This is a genomic window from Bacteroidales bacterium (assembly GCA_035647615.1).
In the GTDB taxonomy this organism is placed as follows: Bacteria; Bacteroidota; Bacteroidia; order Bacteroidales; family 4484-276; genus SABY01.
This window is the reverse complement of the sequence record DASRND010000038.1, coordinates 44,602-62,065: the sequence shown is the minus strand read 5'-3', so window position 1 is coordinate 62,065 and position 17,464 is coordinate 44,602. Positions and strand designations below refer to the sequence as shown.

General features: G+C 46.5%; 7 protein-coding genes. 3 read left to right on the top strand and 4 right to left on the bottom strand.

The window, feature by feature from the left end; genetic code table 11:
- Positions 1-97 precede the first annotated feature (97 nt).
- Together VFC92_14295 and VFC92_14290 are read right to left on the bottom strand one after the other, a co-directional pair.
- The gene (locus tag VFC92_14295; GenBank protein HZK09352.1) at positions 98-10,705 is read right to left on the bottom strand and encodes a BspA family leucine-rich repeat surface protein; all 10,608 of its coding nucleotides are present in this window, start codon (positions 10,703-10,705) and stop codon (positions 98-100) included.
- Positions 10,706-10,938: 233 nt separating this feature from the next.
- Positions 10,939-11,160 (bottom strand): hypothetical protein, encoded by a 222-nt coding sequence (locus VFC92_14290; protein HZK09351.1) that lies wholly within the window; start codon positions 11,158-11,160, stop codon positions 10,939-10,941.
- Between the two features lie 295 nt (positions 11,161-11,455).
- On the opposite strand from VFC92_14290, the gene VFC92_14285 reads away from it, so the two are divergent.
- Positions 11,456-11,992, top strand: a complete 537-nt coding sequence (locus VFC92_14285) for a HEAT repeat domain-containing protein (GenBank protein ID HZK09350.1) — start codon at positions 11,456-11,458, stop codon at positions 11,990-11,992.
- Positions 11,993-12,119: 127 nt separating this feature from the next.
- Positions 12,120-12,539, top strand: coding sequence for a DUF6146 family protein (locus tag VFC92_14280; GenBank protein HZK09349.1), 420 nt, complete (start codon positions 12,120-12,122; stop codon positions 12,537-12,539).
- A 128-nt stretch (positions 12,540-12,667) separates the two neighbouring features.
- On the opposite strand, the gene VFC92_14275 is transcribed toward VFC92_14280, so the two are convergent.
- Together VFC92_14275 and VFC92_14270 are read right to left on the bottom strand one after the other, a co-directional pair.
- Complete coding sequence (locus VFC92_14275; protein ID HZK09348.1) at positions 12,668-14,353, bottom strand: Zn-dependent hydrolase; 1,686 nt, start codon at positions 14,351-14,353, stop codon at positions 12,668-12,670.
- A gap of 237 nt (positions 14,354-14,590) precedes the next feature.
- The gene (locus VFC92_14270; GenBank protein HZK09347.1) at positions 14,591-15,949 is read right to left on the bottom strand and encodes an acetyl-CoA hydrolase/transferase C-terminal domain-containing protein; all 1,359 of its coding nucleotides are present in this window, start codon (positions 15,947-15,949) and stop codon (positions 14,591-14,593) included.
- 305 nt (positions 15,950-16,254) lie between these two features.
- Here VFC92_14270 and VFC92_14265 point away from each other — a divergent pair, with 305 nt between their 5' ends.
- Positions 16,255-17,277 carry a hypothetical protein gene (locus tag VFC92_14265; protein HZK09346.1) on the top strand — a complete coding sequence of 341 codons (1,023 nt, stop codon included), beginning with the start codon at positions 16,255-16,257 and terminating at the stop codon, positions 17,275-17,277.
- Positions 17,278-17,464: the final 187 nt, after the last annotated feature.

Here is a 17,464-nt window from a genome sequence, read left to right as displayed (position 1 = left end):
AGTTTAGTCGAAGCCAGTCGAACTAAGCCGAAGGGAAAAAACAACGGCCGAAGCATCTGCCCCGGCCGTTAGTTTTATGAAATCTGTTGAATACCTTTTACATAACCACAATGCGTCGGGTAACAATCTGACCGTCGATTTCCATGGTGATCACATATAGGCCGGGATTGAGCATGCTAACGTCGAGCAGAGCTTCGGTTCCGGTGAAATGATCCTTTGCAACCAACCTGCCGTCCAGATCGGTAATACGGTAGTTCACTTTGCCTTCATGGTTAGGAATAAGAATAAAGATGTAATCCTCTGCAGGATTTGGATAAACTCTGACGTAGGAATTTAACCCACTTTCGTTAGTTCCGGTAGCGCCTGCTTTAAATCCTGTTATTGCCGAAAGGCCACCTAACGCAAACAGTCCATCGGTGTTGGCGAAGCTTTCGCTAAAAGTGGCTGTGAGCAGAGTTTCTCCTCCGGTGGCCGGGTCGTAAGCACGGAACGTGATTACTTCACCTGCGCTGGCGCCATCTTTAAATGTTGTATAAACATCATCTCCATAAACGGTCAGCAGGATATTGCCACCGTTGCCGGCAATGTTTGCACAGCCGATGCAAAGGCCGTCACTGTCGAAAGCTCCGATATATGCGTAATTTTCCAGGCCACTTAAAGCGCTTTCAAAAAGCGATATCAGATGTACTTCGCCGGTGCGGACGTATTGCCACGGTGCTTCCAGCTGCGTAGCCGGGTTTGAAGGGATGGGCGCAGATTTCAAAGCTTGATAATCCGGGAAAGTGATGGTTGTCTCTTGGTTGAACCTAGTGAGATAACTCCGGCCAGGAATCAGTTCCTCGATGGTATAAATACTTCCCTGCGGCCAATATACCTGTCCGGTTGTGATGTCGAAAAGATACGAGATGTCGCTTTCAGGATCCGTAAAGATATTTGAAATCATAACAGGATCATTCGCCAGCATGGGGATGAAATATAGGCCAGCGTCAAAAGTTACTTCTTGATCCTGCAGTTTGTCACCATAGACGGTCAATACATCAGCCTGGTTGTATTTCACTTTATATCCATGCAGGACGTCCCAGTTGCCGATGCTGTTGATATTGTAGCCAGGCCAATAGATGCCTGTATTATCCATCATAATGGTAAGATTGTCCGGAAATCCTGTGTTCGACATCACGGTCTCGAGAGCAGGCTCAATGGGTGCAAGAAATGAAGATATCGCCGACCAGCCCTGGGAGAGATCAATTTCCTGAATTCCCACAAATATATTAATTTCTGTTATGGAAGATTCAAGTCCAGCGGCATCAACAGCTTTGGCTTCAATTTTCTGGTATCCACCAGTTAGGAGGAAGTTGAATGTCCAGTTATCGGTTCCGGTGGCCAATTCCCAGGCTCCTTCATTCAACTTTATGTAAATTTCCGCAAGGTCGCCGTCAGCATCCGATGCCGTTCCCAAAACCGTGAGCGCATAGTCGTAAACGGTGCTGCCGTCGGCTGGAGAAACAATCACTACTTCGGGATGGCGCAGGATGGTGAGGGTCATGCAGTCTGTGTCGCTGATCAGGCACGGGCTTTCAGGAACTACAGTTAAGCAAAGCTCTACTTCGCCGGTAGCAATATCGCCGTTGCCCGGCGTGTAAACGGGGTTCAGCAGCGCGTTGCCGTTGAAGGTTCCATCGCCAACTGACGACCACAACAGCGTGGAATAATTCACGGCTCCGGCATTGGTAAATGCAAAGGTTTCACCTTCTACGATGTTGCTGTTGCTACCGGCATCTGCCACGGGCAATTCCTGGATGGTTATTTTCCAAGTTCCTGTAGAAATTTCAAAATCGGTATTGCAGATTCCATCCTTTGCATAACGACGATAACTGGAGGTTTCGGTCAGGCCGAAAGGCGGATTATAGCTTGCTGATTCAGCTCCCAAAATTACATTTCCTGCTGTGGCAAAATCATCCGTTGACGATTCCCATTGGTAAGTGATATTTTTATCGCCACCGGAAGCGTCTGTAATATTAACAATTTCTCCCGGATTACCGCCGAAGCAAATGGTTTCGCCAGTGGTTTCGATAGCGCCTGGTGCGAATTCATCATAAACTATAACTTTCCATGTACCTACAGAAACCGTAAAATTGGGATTACTGGTTCCATCGTGGGCATAGCGACGGTAGCTGGTGGTTTCGGTCGGGCCGGCAGAAGGATGATAGCTTGCTGATGTTGCACCAACAATCAACGAACTGTCGATAAAATTGTTTGTGCTCCTGTACCAGGCGTAAGTTATATTTTCATCACCACCGGAAGCATCCACAACGCTAATGATTTCAACAGGATCACCGCCATAGCAAACCGTTTCACCTGAGGCTGCAATTGCACCGGCAGTGAATTCATCATAAACTATAACTTTCCATGTACTTGTAGAAGCTTCAAAAGCAATGTTGCAAGTTCCGTCATGGGCATAACGGCGGTAACTCGTTGTGGCGGTCAGGCCGGATGGTGGATCATAGCTTGCTGATTCAGCTCCGGAAATTACACTTCCCGGGGTGGCAAAATCATCTGTGGAAGATTCCCATTGATAAGTAATTGTGCCATCACCACCGGAAGCATCAGCCAAGCTGCCAATTTCGATAGGATCATCACCGTAGCTGATGGTTTCACCAGCAGTTTCGATAGCGCCGGGTGTGAATTCATCATAAACTACAACTTTCCATGTACCTACAGAAACCGTAAAATTGGGATTACTGGTTCCATCGTGGGCATAGCGCCGGTAGCTGGTGGTTTCGGTCGGGCCGGCAGAAGGATGATAGCTTGCTGATGTTGCACCAACAATCAACGAGCTGTCGATAAAATCGTTTGTGCTTCTGTACCAGGCGTAAGTTATGTTTTCATCACCGCCGGAAGCATCCACAACGCTAATGATTTCAACAGGATCACCGCTATAGCAAACCGTTTCACCTGAGGCTGCAATTGCACCGGCAGTGAAATCATCATAAACTATAACTTTCCATGTACCTGTAGAAGCTTCAAAAGCAATGTTGCAAGTTCCATCGTGGGCATAACGGCGGTAACTCGTTGTGGCGGTCAGGCCGGATGGTGGATCATAGCTTGCCGATTCAGTGCCTGGAATTACAATTCCTGCTGTGGTAAAATCATCGGTTGACGATTCCCATTGGCAAGTGATGTTTTCGTCACCACCGAAAGCATCAGTCACGCTGCCAATTTCTCCGGGATCACCACCGTAGCTGATGGTTTCACCAGCGATTTCGATAGCGCCAGTAGTGAAATCATCATAAACTATAACTTTCCATGTACCTACAGAAACCGTAAAATTGGGATTACTGGTTCCATCGTGGGTATAGCGACGGTAGCTGGTGGTTTCGATAAGGCCGGAAGGCGGAGTATAGCTTGCTGATATTGCATCAACAATCAACGAACTGTCGATAAAATCGTTTGTGCTCCTGTACCAGGCGTAAGTTATGTTTTCATCACCACCGGAAGCATCCACAACGCTAATGATTTCAACAGGATCACCGCCATAGCAAACCGTTTCACCTGAGGCTGCAATTGCACCGGCAGTGAAATCATCATAAACTATAACTTTCCATGTACCTGTAGAAGCTTCAAAAGCAATGTTACAAGTTCCGTCGTGGGCATACCGGCGGTAACTTGTTGTGGCGGTCAGGCCGGATGGTGGATCATAGCTTGCCGATTCAGCGCCCGGAATTACAATTCCTGCTGTGGCAAAATCATCTGTGGAAGATTCCCATTGATAAGTAATTGTGCCATCACCACCGGAAGCATCAGTCATGCTGCCAATTATGGAAGGGTCATCGCCATTGGAGATCGTCTCACCAGTAGTTGCGATGGCACCGGGGGTAAACTGTGGGCGAACTGTAATTTCCAAGATATTTGATTCCATCCATGTGGATTCACATTCAACTTTGACCAAACGTCTATACCAGGTGTTGGCTGTTAAAGCTTCGGGGCTGTAGGTTTCAAAGGCTCCATCTATAGCAATATTCGTGAAGTCGATGCCATTAGAAGATACCTGCCACTGATATTCCAGGGTACCCACAAAGCCATCAGGTAATGTGGAGCTTGACAGGGCATCTGGAGCTGTAGCTACGCATATCAATTGATCCTCAGCTATAGTACCTCCTGATGTTGGATTGATACAACCAATGCTAAAACTCTGCTCTTCACCATAACTGGTGCCGGCAGCATTCGTTACAAAAGCGCGTACATAGTAGATTGTGTTAGGCAAAAGCGGAGAGATGATAGCTGTAAAAGCTCCGGTGGCTGTAGCCTCGCCTTTGTCCACCATATCATCGGCTGTTGTGGGTGTTCCGGTGATGTTCCAACAAAAACCATGTGCCGTTGGGTTGGTTGTGCCCAAACAAATGATGTTCCCGTTAGCGGTGGCTGCAGTTGAACTAATGTTAGTTACAGCCTGTGTACTTACTCCAGGCAAGCCACCACCATCGGTGATTGTCCATCCGAAAGCAGTGATGAGGTTATCTCTGGCATCTGCAGCAGCGCAACTGTAGGTGCTGTTGCCACCGTCAAAAATTACTGCGTTTTGCAGGAGTTGGCTGTTCCAGCCAATTAGCGTTGCATCATAGTTGGCCGTTGAAAGGCCGGCATTACCAAACATATGGGGCATGTCAGTTACACTTTGAATATCCCAACCACCCAAACTCCGATCAAAGGCCGTAGCACCGTAGAACATACTATCCATAACTTGCACGTTTTGGACATTCCAACCCGAAATATCCGAATTAAAAGCCGTTGCACGGTTAAACATGGAATACATAGATTGTACGCTTTGTACGTTCCAACCCGAAATATCTCCATCAAAGGCTGCTGCAAGACTAAACATGTAATTCATATCCTCCACTTTTTGCACATCCCAACCCGAAATATCTCCGCTAAAAGCTGCTGCATCGAAAAACATGGAATTCATACTTTGCACGTTTTGAACATTCCAACCCGAAATATCTCCGTTAAAGGCTGTTGCACCGCGAAACATTGCAATCGTATATTGTGCGTTTTGAACATCCCAACCTGAAATATCCCCATTGAAAGCTGTTGCTCCGTAAAACATGAAAGCAAAAGTTGTTACATTATGCACATCCCAACCCGAAATATCCCCATTAAAGGACGTTGCATTACCAAACATTGCCCACATTTGCTCTCCACTTTCAACATCCCAACCCGAAATATCCCCATTAAAAGATGTTGCATCAAAAAACATAAAACTAAAATCAGTCACGTTTTGCACATCCCAACCCGAAACATCCCCGTTAAAGGAGGTTGCACCCCTAAACGTTTGATTCATGGATAGCACGTTTTGGACATCCCAACCCGAAACATCCCCGTTAAAGGATGTTGCATTCTTAAACATTTCATCCATATATTGTACATTGCTCAAATCGGGAGCATCCGTTGCCGTTAGCGTTAGGTTACTACAACCATAGTAAGATTCTATCATATAGTCCCACTGGATATCGCCCCATTGCTGGATGGTCATTATTTTGTCTTTATCTCCGCTATTATTAAAGTAGATCATAGGGAAAGTTCCAATGATTTTTACGGTATGAATACCTGCCGTAGAATAAATATGTGTGGCATTGTCGGTTTGGTTTTGGCTTATGTTGCCGTCGCCCCAATCCACTGTATAGTCATAAGATAACGCGGAAGCAATTGGAATGGTAATGCTTTCATTTGCAGAAGTGGTCTCCCAGGTGGTGATGAAAGGATTGGTTATCGCCATAGAACTCACCGTTAACACAACGTCGTTTCCATCGCCTCCATTATAACTGATAACCAAACCCTGCCCATTAAATGACATGGCAGTTCCCTCGGGAAGTCCGTTAAATGTCCCCACTACGGCACCAGTACCCGTATTATTGATTATAGTAAAAATGTGTCCTTCGGGTAGAGATCCTGCAAAATTATCTACCAAAGTTAATGTCGCATCGGTAATATCTACGGTACCATTCACGACTAGCTGGTCATAGTCTGTGCCTGCGGTGGTAAAACCATTTATTTCAATTTCCAATGCGTCTCCCGACCCAATTGCAAAGTTTCCATTTATGGCTAGTTGTCCCGGAGATTGCCCCGGAGCAAGGATTCCATTAACCGCTGTAGTGGTAGCATCGAATATTGAATAAGCAGGAATTCCAGCCGGAGTTTTAAGTTTTCCTACGTTGGCTGTTGCAGTTATAGCTCCGCCGGCAGTAATGGGAGTTCCCAACGACTCGATATTTATAGCCGGACTATCTGCTGAAGCACTTGTACCAATTATTTGAATAGATCCTGTTCCCGTTGAATTGATTAAGGCATTATTAAAATACACCCCAAGGTTATTAGCTCCTTGAGAGCTACTGGGAACGCTTCCATTCAGAGCTATATCTCCATTTTCAGTACTTACAACGGTTCCGTCCGATGAAATTTCCAAACCATAGTTACTCCCTACTCCACCGCCACTCGTTCCATCGATAGAAATGGCTCCACTGCCTGTTGTTGAAACAGTTGCAGTATATCTTATGATGGTTCCAATATTATAAATACCGGTTGTTGCCGGATCTGCTATTCCTGAAATAGAAATATCTCCTCCATTTGAAGTAACTGAGGCCGGTCCATTTATTTGTACTCCTAAGTTCGCTTGAACCCCTGTTCCACCATCACCCACTATTGTTACACCACCGGTTCCAATATCGCGTACTTGTGCTGATGACACAATGTCAACTCCCAGATTGTCATTACCACTACCCTGGCCACCAGTTCCAATGAGCACAATATTTCCATTGTTGGATTCCACAACACTGCCTATTATATTAACTCCAATATTGGAGTTAACACCATTTCCACCTGTACCCGTTAATAAGATATTTCCACCGTTCGAATCTTTTATAAAAGAAGCTGCTACCATGGAAATACCGACATTACTGTCGTTAGCTCCTGCGCTACCGCCATAAATGAATACACCGCCACCTGCAGAACTTATTTTACCTTCGAAAAGGTTAACACCTCTGTTATAATCTGTCCCAGTTCCTGAATTCCCTGCTATGCTGATGGCCGCTGTTCCTGTAGCTTCGATTAGCGCCCCGTAAATAATGGTTACCCCGTCATTTTCATCGCCGGTGCCATTTCCTGCTATTCCATTTATGGTAATTCCTCCATCAATGGTTGTAATTCCAGTTGTTGCTCCGCCGATACGAACCCCTTGATTAGCTTGAAATCCGTCACCTCCGATACCCATCACTGAAATACTACCGCTTCCTGTATTTTCAATAGTACCGCTTTCAATTTGAACACCAAAATTAAAGCTGCTTGCACCACTGCCAACACCTACTCCCGTCATTTCAATATTTCCCGATCCTGAAGTAGTAATTTTTGAGTCGTTATAAATCCCAATAGCAATTACATCCACACCTGTTAATCTTGCCCAGGCATTTGCATGAAATGTAATATTGCCATCTGCTGATGACACCATTGCGGCCGAATTCACTACAATATTTCTTGATGCAGAAAGAGTAATGGCTCCTGTTGAAGCGGTCGTAAGATTCTGCACTACTGAAATCGTTTTTCCATTAATATCAAAACTACCATTGCCAATATTGGTTGGGTTGGTCTGGAAGTTTATGTTGTCATCCGATCCGCCATTTACCGTAAGGTCGGCATCAAAACCTGCGCTAACTCCTTCAATATTTACAACGTCTGCTCCCGAACCACCATCTACTTCGGTATTGATAGTTAATGAGGTGTTTGGGTTATTGAAATCCACCGATTCACCCAAAGTAGAAACAATTTGATTATCGAGACTTCCTCCGGCATTTAGGGTGATGGTTTCTGCTCCACCTGTATAGTTGAACACCCGGTCATTGACGTTCAGATTATCGATAATGGGTTCAAGGCCTGTGTATGATATTAGGCCATTGCCTGAAACGGATACACTTCCATCGTTTTTATTTGTAAAATTATGGGTCACATTATCGAAAGTACCGCCGCCGGCCAATGCTAAAATATCACCGCCGGTCTGAATACCGCCTTCGTAATCTATGGGAACATTAAAATTGCCTCCTGAGAAATCTACCGTGAACGTATCATCGCCACCCAGGGTTTTTGCCAAAATACTGTTTACGCCAATATTGGGTATGGTAACTGAAGCAGTTCCGTCGCCGGTGGCTCCGGCAACATTCGTATTGATTATTCCGCCATTAATGTCTGTAATAATAAAGTTGCCACCTGTGTAGCTAATGGTTAGATCATCATCCTTATCTACAAGGTCCTGGATTGTTAAAATACCTGAACCAAGCGATACCAGCGTCGTGTAAGCAGGTGGGTTGACCTGGGATTCAAAAGCTCCCATATCGATTGATAGACCAAAAAGTCTTGGGTTTCCCGCCAGGTCCACATCATTTTGCAAATCGCCGCCGGCATCGGTATAGGCTTGGTTACTTCCTAAGTTAATAACCGGGCTTGTGGATTGTAGGCTGTAATCGCCATTAACAGGATCGGTAAATTGAGGGTCGTTGTTGGTATCGGTACCATCCAATCCATTGCTGCCTGTGTTGTCAATATCCTGCACCAAACTATAAGAGATAACAGGTGTACTATTGTCATTATAAATACCACCACTGTTAGTAGCCGTATTGCCCCATAGAATACTATTGGTCAGGTTTGGGGAAGAAGATTGGTTATTGAACATTCCGCCGCCAAAATTAGTTGCTGAATTCCCGCTCAGGGTCACGTTAACCATGCTTGGGGAAGAAGATTGGTTATTGAACATTCCGCCGCCAAGATCTGCCGTATTCCCGCTCAGGGTCACGTTGGTCAGGATTGGGGAAGAAGAATAATTGTACATCCCGCCGCCAAGATCTGCCGTATTCCCGCTCAGGGTCACGTTGGTCAGGATTGGGGAAGAAGAATTATCATTTTGCATTCCAGCTCCATAAGTTGCTGAATTCCCATTGAAGCTTACGTTGACGATGTTTGGGGAAGAAGTGAGGTTATACATTCCTCCACCGGATTCGGCATCAACCATTTGAAGCGTGTTTATCGTTAATTTTACAGTGCCATTTGCATTTCCTCCGGTTACAGCAAAGCCATCAAGGCATGCCGCATCCACGGCTCCAAAACTTACTAAAACGCGGTAATTGTTCTCGTTGTTGTTGGTTATGCTCAGCGTACTGCCACTACCGGAAATCACGTCATCTCCATTAATGTCGCCACTTAAAATAGTTTCATTCCCAATTATACTCAAATCACGCTCTGCCAAAGAAGCTTCCGTTCCGGCAAAGCCGCCATATAGCTGCACGTTTTTTACCATTAAGAAACTGTTGTCGCGGCCGGCATCGTTTCCGAAGTTATTATCTGCCGGGCTATAAAGTGGTTTGTAGGTGCCACCAGCTACAAATATTTTAAGTGGGTTGACGGAAGTGTATGGTGTAATGGCATTTTGTAACTGTGCATATTTCAGTGCGTCGGCCAGTTCGGGAACTGCGTTTGCCCAACTGTCGCCACTGCCATCTCCTCCACTAACATTTATGTCCACGTAGACAATGTTGTTGCCATCAGGAGATATTTGGAGCCCTTGAGATTCATATGCTCCCATATCTATCGTTCCTTCGTACAAACGTGGGTTGCCCGCTAAATCCACATCGTTTTGCAAATCACCACCGGCGTTGGTATAGGCTTGGTTGCTTCCTGCGTTAATGGCCGGGCTGGTGGCTTGCAGACTGTAATCGCCATTGGTAGCATTGGTAAACTGTGGGTCGTTGCCGGGATCGGTACCGTCCAGGCCATTGTTGCCCGTATTGTCAATATCTTGTACCAAGCTGTAAGAGATAATGGTTGAGCTGCTGCCGCCGCCTTCGTTAAAAACACCATTAACGGAATTTGCTGTATTGTCCCATACAATGCTGTTGGTCAGGCTCGCGTTAGATAAATAAATATTTGCAAGCCCGCCACCCTGATTTGCCGTATTCCCAATCACGGAAACGTTAGTGAGGGTTGGGGCAGAACTTGAATTGAACATTCCGCCGCCATTGTCTCCGGCTGTGTTCCCTTTCAGAATTACATTGGTTAGGATTGAGGGAGAATGACCATAATTGAATATACCACCGCCATCATAGCTTGCATAATTTCCACTCAGGATCACGTAGGTCAATCTTGGAGTAGAATGATAATTGTATATCCCACCGCCATCAGTATTTACTGAATTCCCAGTAATATTAAGATTGGTCAATGTGGGGGAAGCTTCATAGTTATAAATACCACCTCCAGAATAACTGTTTCCTCCAGTAATGGTAAAACCATCCAATACAGCGCTTGCCAATAAAGGGTTGCCACTAAAGGTGTTCTTTATTACACTGTTACCGTTTCCTTGTAGAATGGTGGCGTAGGTTTTCCAGTTTCGATCTGCCATTCCGGGATTTCCTGTGTCGTCAAAGCCACCGTAAATAGCTACGTCGTTTTTCATTACAAATGAACCATTGACTGCTGGCTGGTAGGTGCCTTTGGCTACCCATACCTGCTCTACGCCGGCACTGTTAATCATGGCTTGCAAATCGCCCGAAGCATTTGCCCAGGAAGTACCGTCGCCAGAGCCGCCTGCCTTCACATAGTGTATTGTCTGTGCAGATGCGCTTGTTACAGCGAAAAACAGAAATACTGTTAAAAAGAAAAATAGATGTTTTTTCATAATTTGATATTTTACGTTAGTTGAAATTATTTAAAGCATTAAAAATTATTGATGTGCAAACTATTTATTTACATTTTATTCCGGGTAAACCTGCCTGAAGTCGGGCGGGCAGCTTAAAAATCGAATGGGTCGAAATAGTATCCGATTTTGAAATTACCGCCAGGGTAGCACCCGGAGGATTTCTTGGTGTGGTTTGGATAGGAAGAAAGACCCTACCCACCTGACCGTCGGCATCATATTCGGATAAATAAAAGGAAGCCGGTGGTTTGCAGGAAACGCTTGTTCCAATAGAAATTGGTTTTACAAATATCCTTTGGCGTGGTTTTGTTGGCAAAAAGGAAAGACGATGCAGAAGCTTTTGCCCCGCCGGAATAGGAAGTCAGCCCATCTGCATTTATCATTAAGCCTGACAATAGCAGGGCGAACCAGAAGCTATAAAACGACTTTGTTTTCATCTTTAATAATTATGATGTTCATCCACCTGGACTGGCAATAATCACCTCAGCATTCAAGCGTACAATTCATTAAAGTTTAAAAGCTTTCAGAATGTTTTCATTCTCTATGGGAAAGGTGTGTTAATAAACTGTTAATTAAATGTTTGGCTGAATTGACAGGGGGTGCGAGGGGAAATCAGAGGTTAGAAATGAGAAAAGAGCGATGAGAGGGGAGAGATGCGTTTGCAATATCCCATTCCCACAACTTTTACCGGACTCCATTGTTTTAGTCAGACAAACTCTTAATAACCTTAAGATGAATTTGAGAGAAGAAGAAAAAAACGAACTGCGGCAATATGGTTTCTCCGAAGAGGTGCTTCAGCAACTTTACGAACTTACCGATGTGGCTGATTACAACCGGCACATGGATGCACGACGCCGTTTTGTCGAAAGCGGTGAGGCGGCGCTTCCGGTGATTCACAAGTTGCTGAACTCTAAGCAAAGAGTGATTCGCAAGCAGGCTGTTAAGGTGGTGCAGCTCATCGCTCATCAGTCGTCCATAGGCGAGTTACTGGCAATGCTCGAAGACGACGTGAGCGGCATCCGGTGGATTGCTGCCGAAGCGCTTATAAAGATAGGTCGCCCTTCGCTGCGCCCGCTGCTCAAAGCGCTTGTTAGACGCGCCGACTCCTATAATTTCCGTTTGGGTGCGCATCATGTGCTGGCCAAACTGGTACATAAAGACGATCCGGAAGAGCTGCGGCATCTTCTGCGTATAACTCGTTCGGGTGGCGATACTCCCGAGACACTTCCCGTAAATGCAGAACGCGCACTTAAACAAACCGGATTTTAAACTTCCGCTTGTTATTTGTTTTCTGTTTTTTATAAAATATATTTAGACGCTTTGCTACAGATTTCCCTGGCGTTTCTATTTTGGCTGTGATCTCTTTTGTTTATTTTAGAACTAAAATTTTATAATTATGAAAAAGATAGCTCTGTCACTGCTAATCGTTATTTCGCTCACTTTATGGATGGCCACTCCGGAAGCTTCAGCGCAGCATCATCCCAAATCTGCCGCCGACAGCCTTATGATTACCTCTGTCGATAGTACCGAATACGAAATCGCCATCATTGCCACCGGCTTCGATAGCTGGCTAATTGGCCACGCTAAACCCCGCTGGTATTACAGTAACGAATACTATCGCACCAAAAACAATTATCTGGTTTCTAAATGGAACCGCCGCGTGCGCGAAACCATGCATCAGGAGCCTTACGAATATTTGATAGATTACCTGCCCGGCATCGATTACGGGCTGGAAGTAAATTACCAGCTCTACTGGTATTTCCGATACATCGAAAACGAATACGGTATCGATTTGGGAATTCCTGCCACGGATTAATTATACTTCGGAATGTAAAGACGCACGGCCGTGCGTCTCTATGTTCTAGAGAAGCACGGCCATGCTCTCTGCAATCCAGAGAAGCACGGCCGTGCGTATCAAAATGCCAATATTAAATATTCTGATTATTAAATTCCTAACACGGATGGTCCCTGCTCAAATACGATGTCCACAGGAATACCTCCGGCGTTGATGCGATCGAGGTCGGCTTGCAGCTCAGGGCTTACCACGCCATCTTTTACTATCCAGGCTTTGGCAGCTTCGTAGTCGCCGTCGCCCTGTATCACCTGTATTTTATCCACCAGCATATCGATGGCAGCTCTCATCTTTTCAGGATTTACACGGTAATATCCGTCGTCGTCGCGGGTAAAAGCGCCTTGTTCATTAAAGAAAGCAAAACGCATCATGTTGGCTTTGCCGTGAGCGCTGGCGGCGCCAAAGCGGCTGGAGCGGAAGATGCCGGCCATAAACGTTACGTAGTTGTCCATTAGTTCGCCGTCGGTGATCTCGCCTTTTTCGCGAAGTGTCTGCACCAGCCACAAACCCATGATGTCGGCTTTGCCTTCTTCTATCGACGAATAAGATTCTTTGAGCGCTTCGCGGGCTGTCCCTTTTCCGGTGATGGTGTTTTTTACACCCATACCGTGTGCCACTTCATGAAACATGGTATTAGAAAAGAATGCGTCGAAGGTTACGTGTTTTTGCTGTTCTGGCGCAATCACCATTTCGGCGATAGGCACCAGGATTTTATCAAACTTGGCGCGCATGGCGTTTTTGAGTTGTAGCTTGCGGGTGCCTTTTTCGGCGTGTACCCTGGGGTCGTTGGGCAGGTTGATGGCGATGGTTTTGCTTCCGGCATTGCAGTCGCCGGCGTAATAAACTACATCATAGGCATTCAGGTCGGAGTCGGCGCCGGGGATATCTTTTTTGTAAGCTTCGCCGGTGGGAACTTCTTTTTGCAATTCGGGCAGCATGGCAGCGAACTTTTGCAGTCGTTGGCTCCACTCCGGGTCTTTTATAAGCACAAAAGCTTCGTAGGCGGCTTTGTATCCGAAAAGCCCGTCTTCGTAGTTTTCGATGGGTCCGATTACAATGTCAATATTGGTATTTTTCATGTCCATCCAGGCCAGGTCACTCTGGTAATAGTCATCGGTGAGCATCGCATCGGCACGCAGGGTCAGATATTTTTTCAGCCCTTCGTCTTCGGCAAGGTTAGCAGCTTTGCGCAATAGAGCAGCCGTACGTTCTATCTCGGGCTGATAAGCTTCGTGAAACCAGAGCGTGTAAAGTTTGCCATCGTCGTTGCGGCGGATGAGCGTGTACTGGCTTGCTTTGTCACTATCGTTTAAAGCTTCAAAATCTTCTTTGGTCATATCTTCCGGGTAGAAATTGGCGCCGGCAGGCTTAGCGCCCACGTTGGTCAGAAAGGGAGCATTGCCATCCAGGCGGTTCCAGGGGCCGTAATGAATTTTGGCGAAAGCCCGCGCATCTTCTCCCTCGATGCGGTTCAGGAAATCTTCGCGGTAGCCGATAGCTTGTTTCCAGTAGAGTTCGTTCATGATGTCGGCAGCCTGAAAGAGATACGGCAGCATCTCTTTTTCTTTGGCGGTGAGATGATCCAGATTAGCCGTCAGGCGAAAAGAAGCAAACTCATCGAGCTTCTGTTGCATGTCGATGCCGGGAAGCGCTTCAAATTCTACTTCCAGCGGCACTATACCGGCACGCTGTGCCTCGTTGTTGCTGTCGCCGGCGCATCCGGTAAACAATGTTGCCATAAATACAATGATTGTGAGTGTTCCAAAAAACTTTTTCATAAGTTGTTGATGATGATTTGTGATACAATAATTATAAGGTCGCGAAGATAGGAAATTCCCACCAATTCATTTTGTCCGATGTATCTCTGGCTCCCTAGCCCAGCCATTCATGGCTGAGAACCAAACGCGTTCATACAATTCTTTCTTTTGTCCTCATAGTTTCATGTAAACCCAGGCGCAAACGCCTGGGCTGCGGAATAAATGAGGTCTAATTATAACAGGGTGAGAAGAAAAACTTTACTTCACCATATCATAAGTCGTGAAACCTTTGGGCGGCTTGCCTTTAAGGGCTTGCTGCGGCTTGTGGTATTCTTTGCTTTCGTAGATATATTTGAGCAATTTCTCGCGGCATTCGGGTTCTGCCAGATGCGCGATGCCTACAGCATGTTCGGCCAGGTTGAGGCCGCGCGGGTCGAAGGCACCCTGTTCGGTAACGATTATCACCGGGTCGGCGGCAATGGCTGAGGTGGTGATGCCCTCCGGACATTTCATCATAACTTTAGACAGTCCTGTGCGTGTTGTCGACTTCATGGCAATCAGCGGCACTCCCCCTTTGGAGAGATAAGACCCGCGCAGAAAGTCGGCCTGTCCTCCTATGCCGCTGTAGATGCGTGTGGCGTTGAGTGAGTCGGCCCAGACGTTGCTGTGCAAATCCACGCCAATGGCGCTGTTGATGGCCAGCATTTTGGGCATGCGTGCAATGTTGGGTACATAGTTGGTGAAATCGGAGGGGCGGCTTTGTACCGAGCTGTTGTAGTTCAACCAGTCGTAGCCGGCTTTATCGCCCGCCAGAAAGATGCTGGCGATCGAAAAGTTGAAGTCGAGATATTTGTTGGTAACGATTCCCTTTTCGACAAGTTTGCGCATGGCGTCGGCAAAAAGCTCGGTATGGATACCCAGGTCTTTGACACCCTTTTCGATGATGGCATCGGTAACGGCCTCGGGCACTTCGCCGATGCCATATTGCAGGGTGCTTCCGTCTTCTACATAAAGTTCTGTGATGATTTTGGCGATGCGGCGTGCGCGCTCGTCAGGCTCTTTTACCGGGCTTGTGGGTAGATTATAGTCGGTGTCGATGAGATAGTCGATATCGGTTTCGTGAATAGTGGTTCCCAGCACAAAAGGCATTTGCGCATTGCGCTCCACGATGATGGTGCCTTTGCCTGCGAGGGCTGCATCCACAGCACCTTTGCAACCTTCCACGGTGGTGCCGTAGCTGTAGTTGCCACCGTTGTCGGGGCCGGCTACCATAAGGAAAACCACGTTCGGTTTCACAAAATTACGCATCTGGTTGGCGATGTCGGAGAGATGGATCAGCTGGTAAGAGGCGCCGCCACTGTTGATGGCTTCGCGTGAGTGGTGTCCGTTAAAAATTACACGATGGCAGATGCGCTTGGTAACTTCCGGGGCGAAAAGCTTTCCTATGTCACCCAACAGCAGCACACTCAGCATATCGACGTCGCGGATGTTTGTGTCCTCGGCAATCTGGCGCAGCAGCACTTGCGGTGCGGCGGCATTGCCGGCAGTGTAGATAATGCTGCCAGGAGGAATGGTTTCGGCATTAATGGCCTGTTCTACTTTTTGTACAACTTTCATATTTTTATTTAGTTATGATAAATATTCTGCTCAAAAATCAAAAATAGTCGAGTTTTGGCTACACATGCCATCTTGTGTGAAATTGTGACTGGTGCTACCCGGAGTTCGTTCGGTATTGTTTGGGTTTGCAGGAAGTAGAAGGGAGGAGGGTTGATTTTAGCGAGAAATAAAAACTGTTTTGATGCTTTGGATGGCTTCCGTGGCTCCCTTCACGACAATCAATTATTTTTAGTCTTATTTTGTAACCAATAACTTTTGTAAACGGATTATTATCATAAAATAAAATACAACATACCTGACCGCTTATGAAAAACAACGCAACAGCAAAGTCTTCCTCTGAAGTGACCCTCAACCATCCGCAATGCGAAAAAATTGCCGGCATCGTTTCGACGATGAAACCTTCGACAGAATTTTACCATCGGCCATACCTGCAGGGCACCGGCAGCCGTGAAACACAGTTCCGGATGCACTTCTTTGCCGTGGCTATCTGTCATCAGACCTACAGCCTGCATCATAAAGTAAAAAACCTGTTTGGCTGGGATTTTATCGAAGAGGTTTTTTTGCAGCTTGCCGCTGATGATTCACCACTGCTGCAGCCGGACTGGCTTGCCACAGCAGCTTTAGATGAAATCGTTGCGTTACTTTCGGATGCTTTTGCCGAAGGCGCCGAGTGCACTTTCGACCGCCTGCCGGAGCGTGCACAGCTGATGCAACAGGCGGCTGATTTGTTGATCCGGGATTTTAGCGGAAGCGTCGAAACGCTTTTTTCCGCCAGTCATTATCAATTAAAAAATGCGCAACAAACCGGATTGTATCAACTGATGCCACATTGCGAGGCTTTTGCCGATCCACAGCAGAAAAAGACAACCTTTCTGGTGAAGCTTCTCGAAGACGCCGGGCTGGTGAAAATTACTGACCGCGAAAACTTTATCCCGATCATGGACTACCACATGCAGCGCGTGCTTTTGCGTACCGGTTGTGTAGAAATAGCAGATGAGATACTTCGCGACCACATTATCCGGCAACAACCACTTCTTACAGACGAGCCTATCCGCAGCCGGTGCATCGAAGCTATGCGCATAATTGCCAGCCTGAGCCACAAACCGACAACCCGCTTGAACGACATCTTTTGGGCGCTGGGACGTAGCTGCTGCAACCACACATTGCTTTGTCGCGACGGCCACTGCGAGAAATCGCCCTGTACGCTTACGCAGATTTATAAAATCGAAAACCACACCCAATGCGTTTTTCAGAAGGTATGCAAAGGTGCGGTTGAGCCCGATTACCAAAAACTCTGGGAACCGCGGGTGCAAACGCATTTTTATTAAAAAATAAAATGTCTTCCAATTGCATGAAAGCAGACGATGCGCGGTTAGATATTTCCATATCTTTGGCCGGGATTTAGATAAATGAAAGTTAGAATAAATTGATGCAAAACGACGCAATAGCACCATCCGCGACCCTTCCCCGACACGTGGAAGGGAGCGCTTTTGCATGGCAAAGTGGAAAAACCCA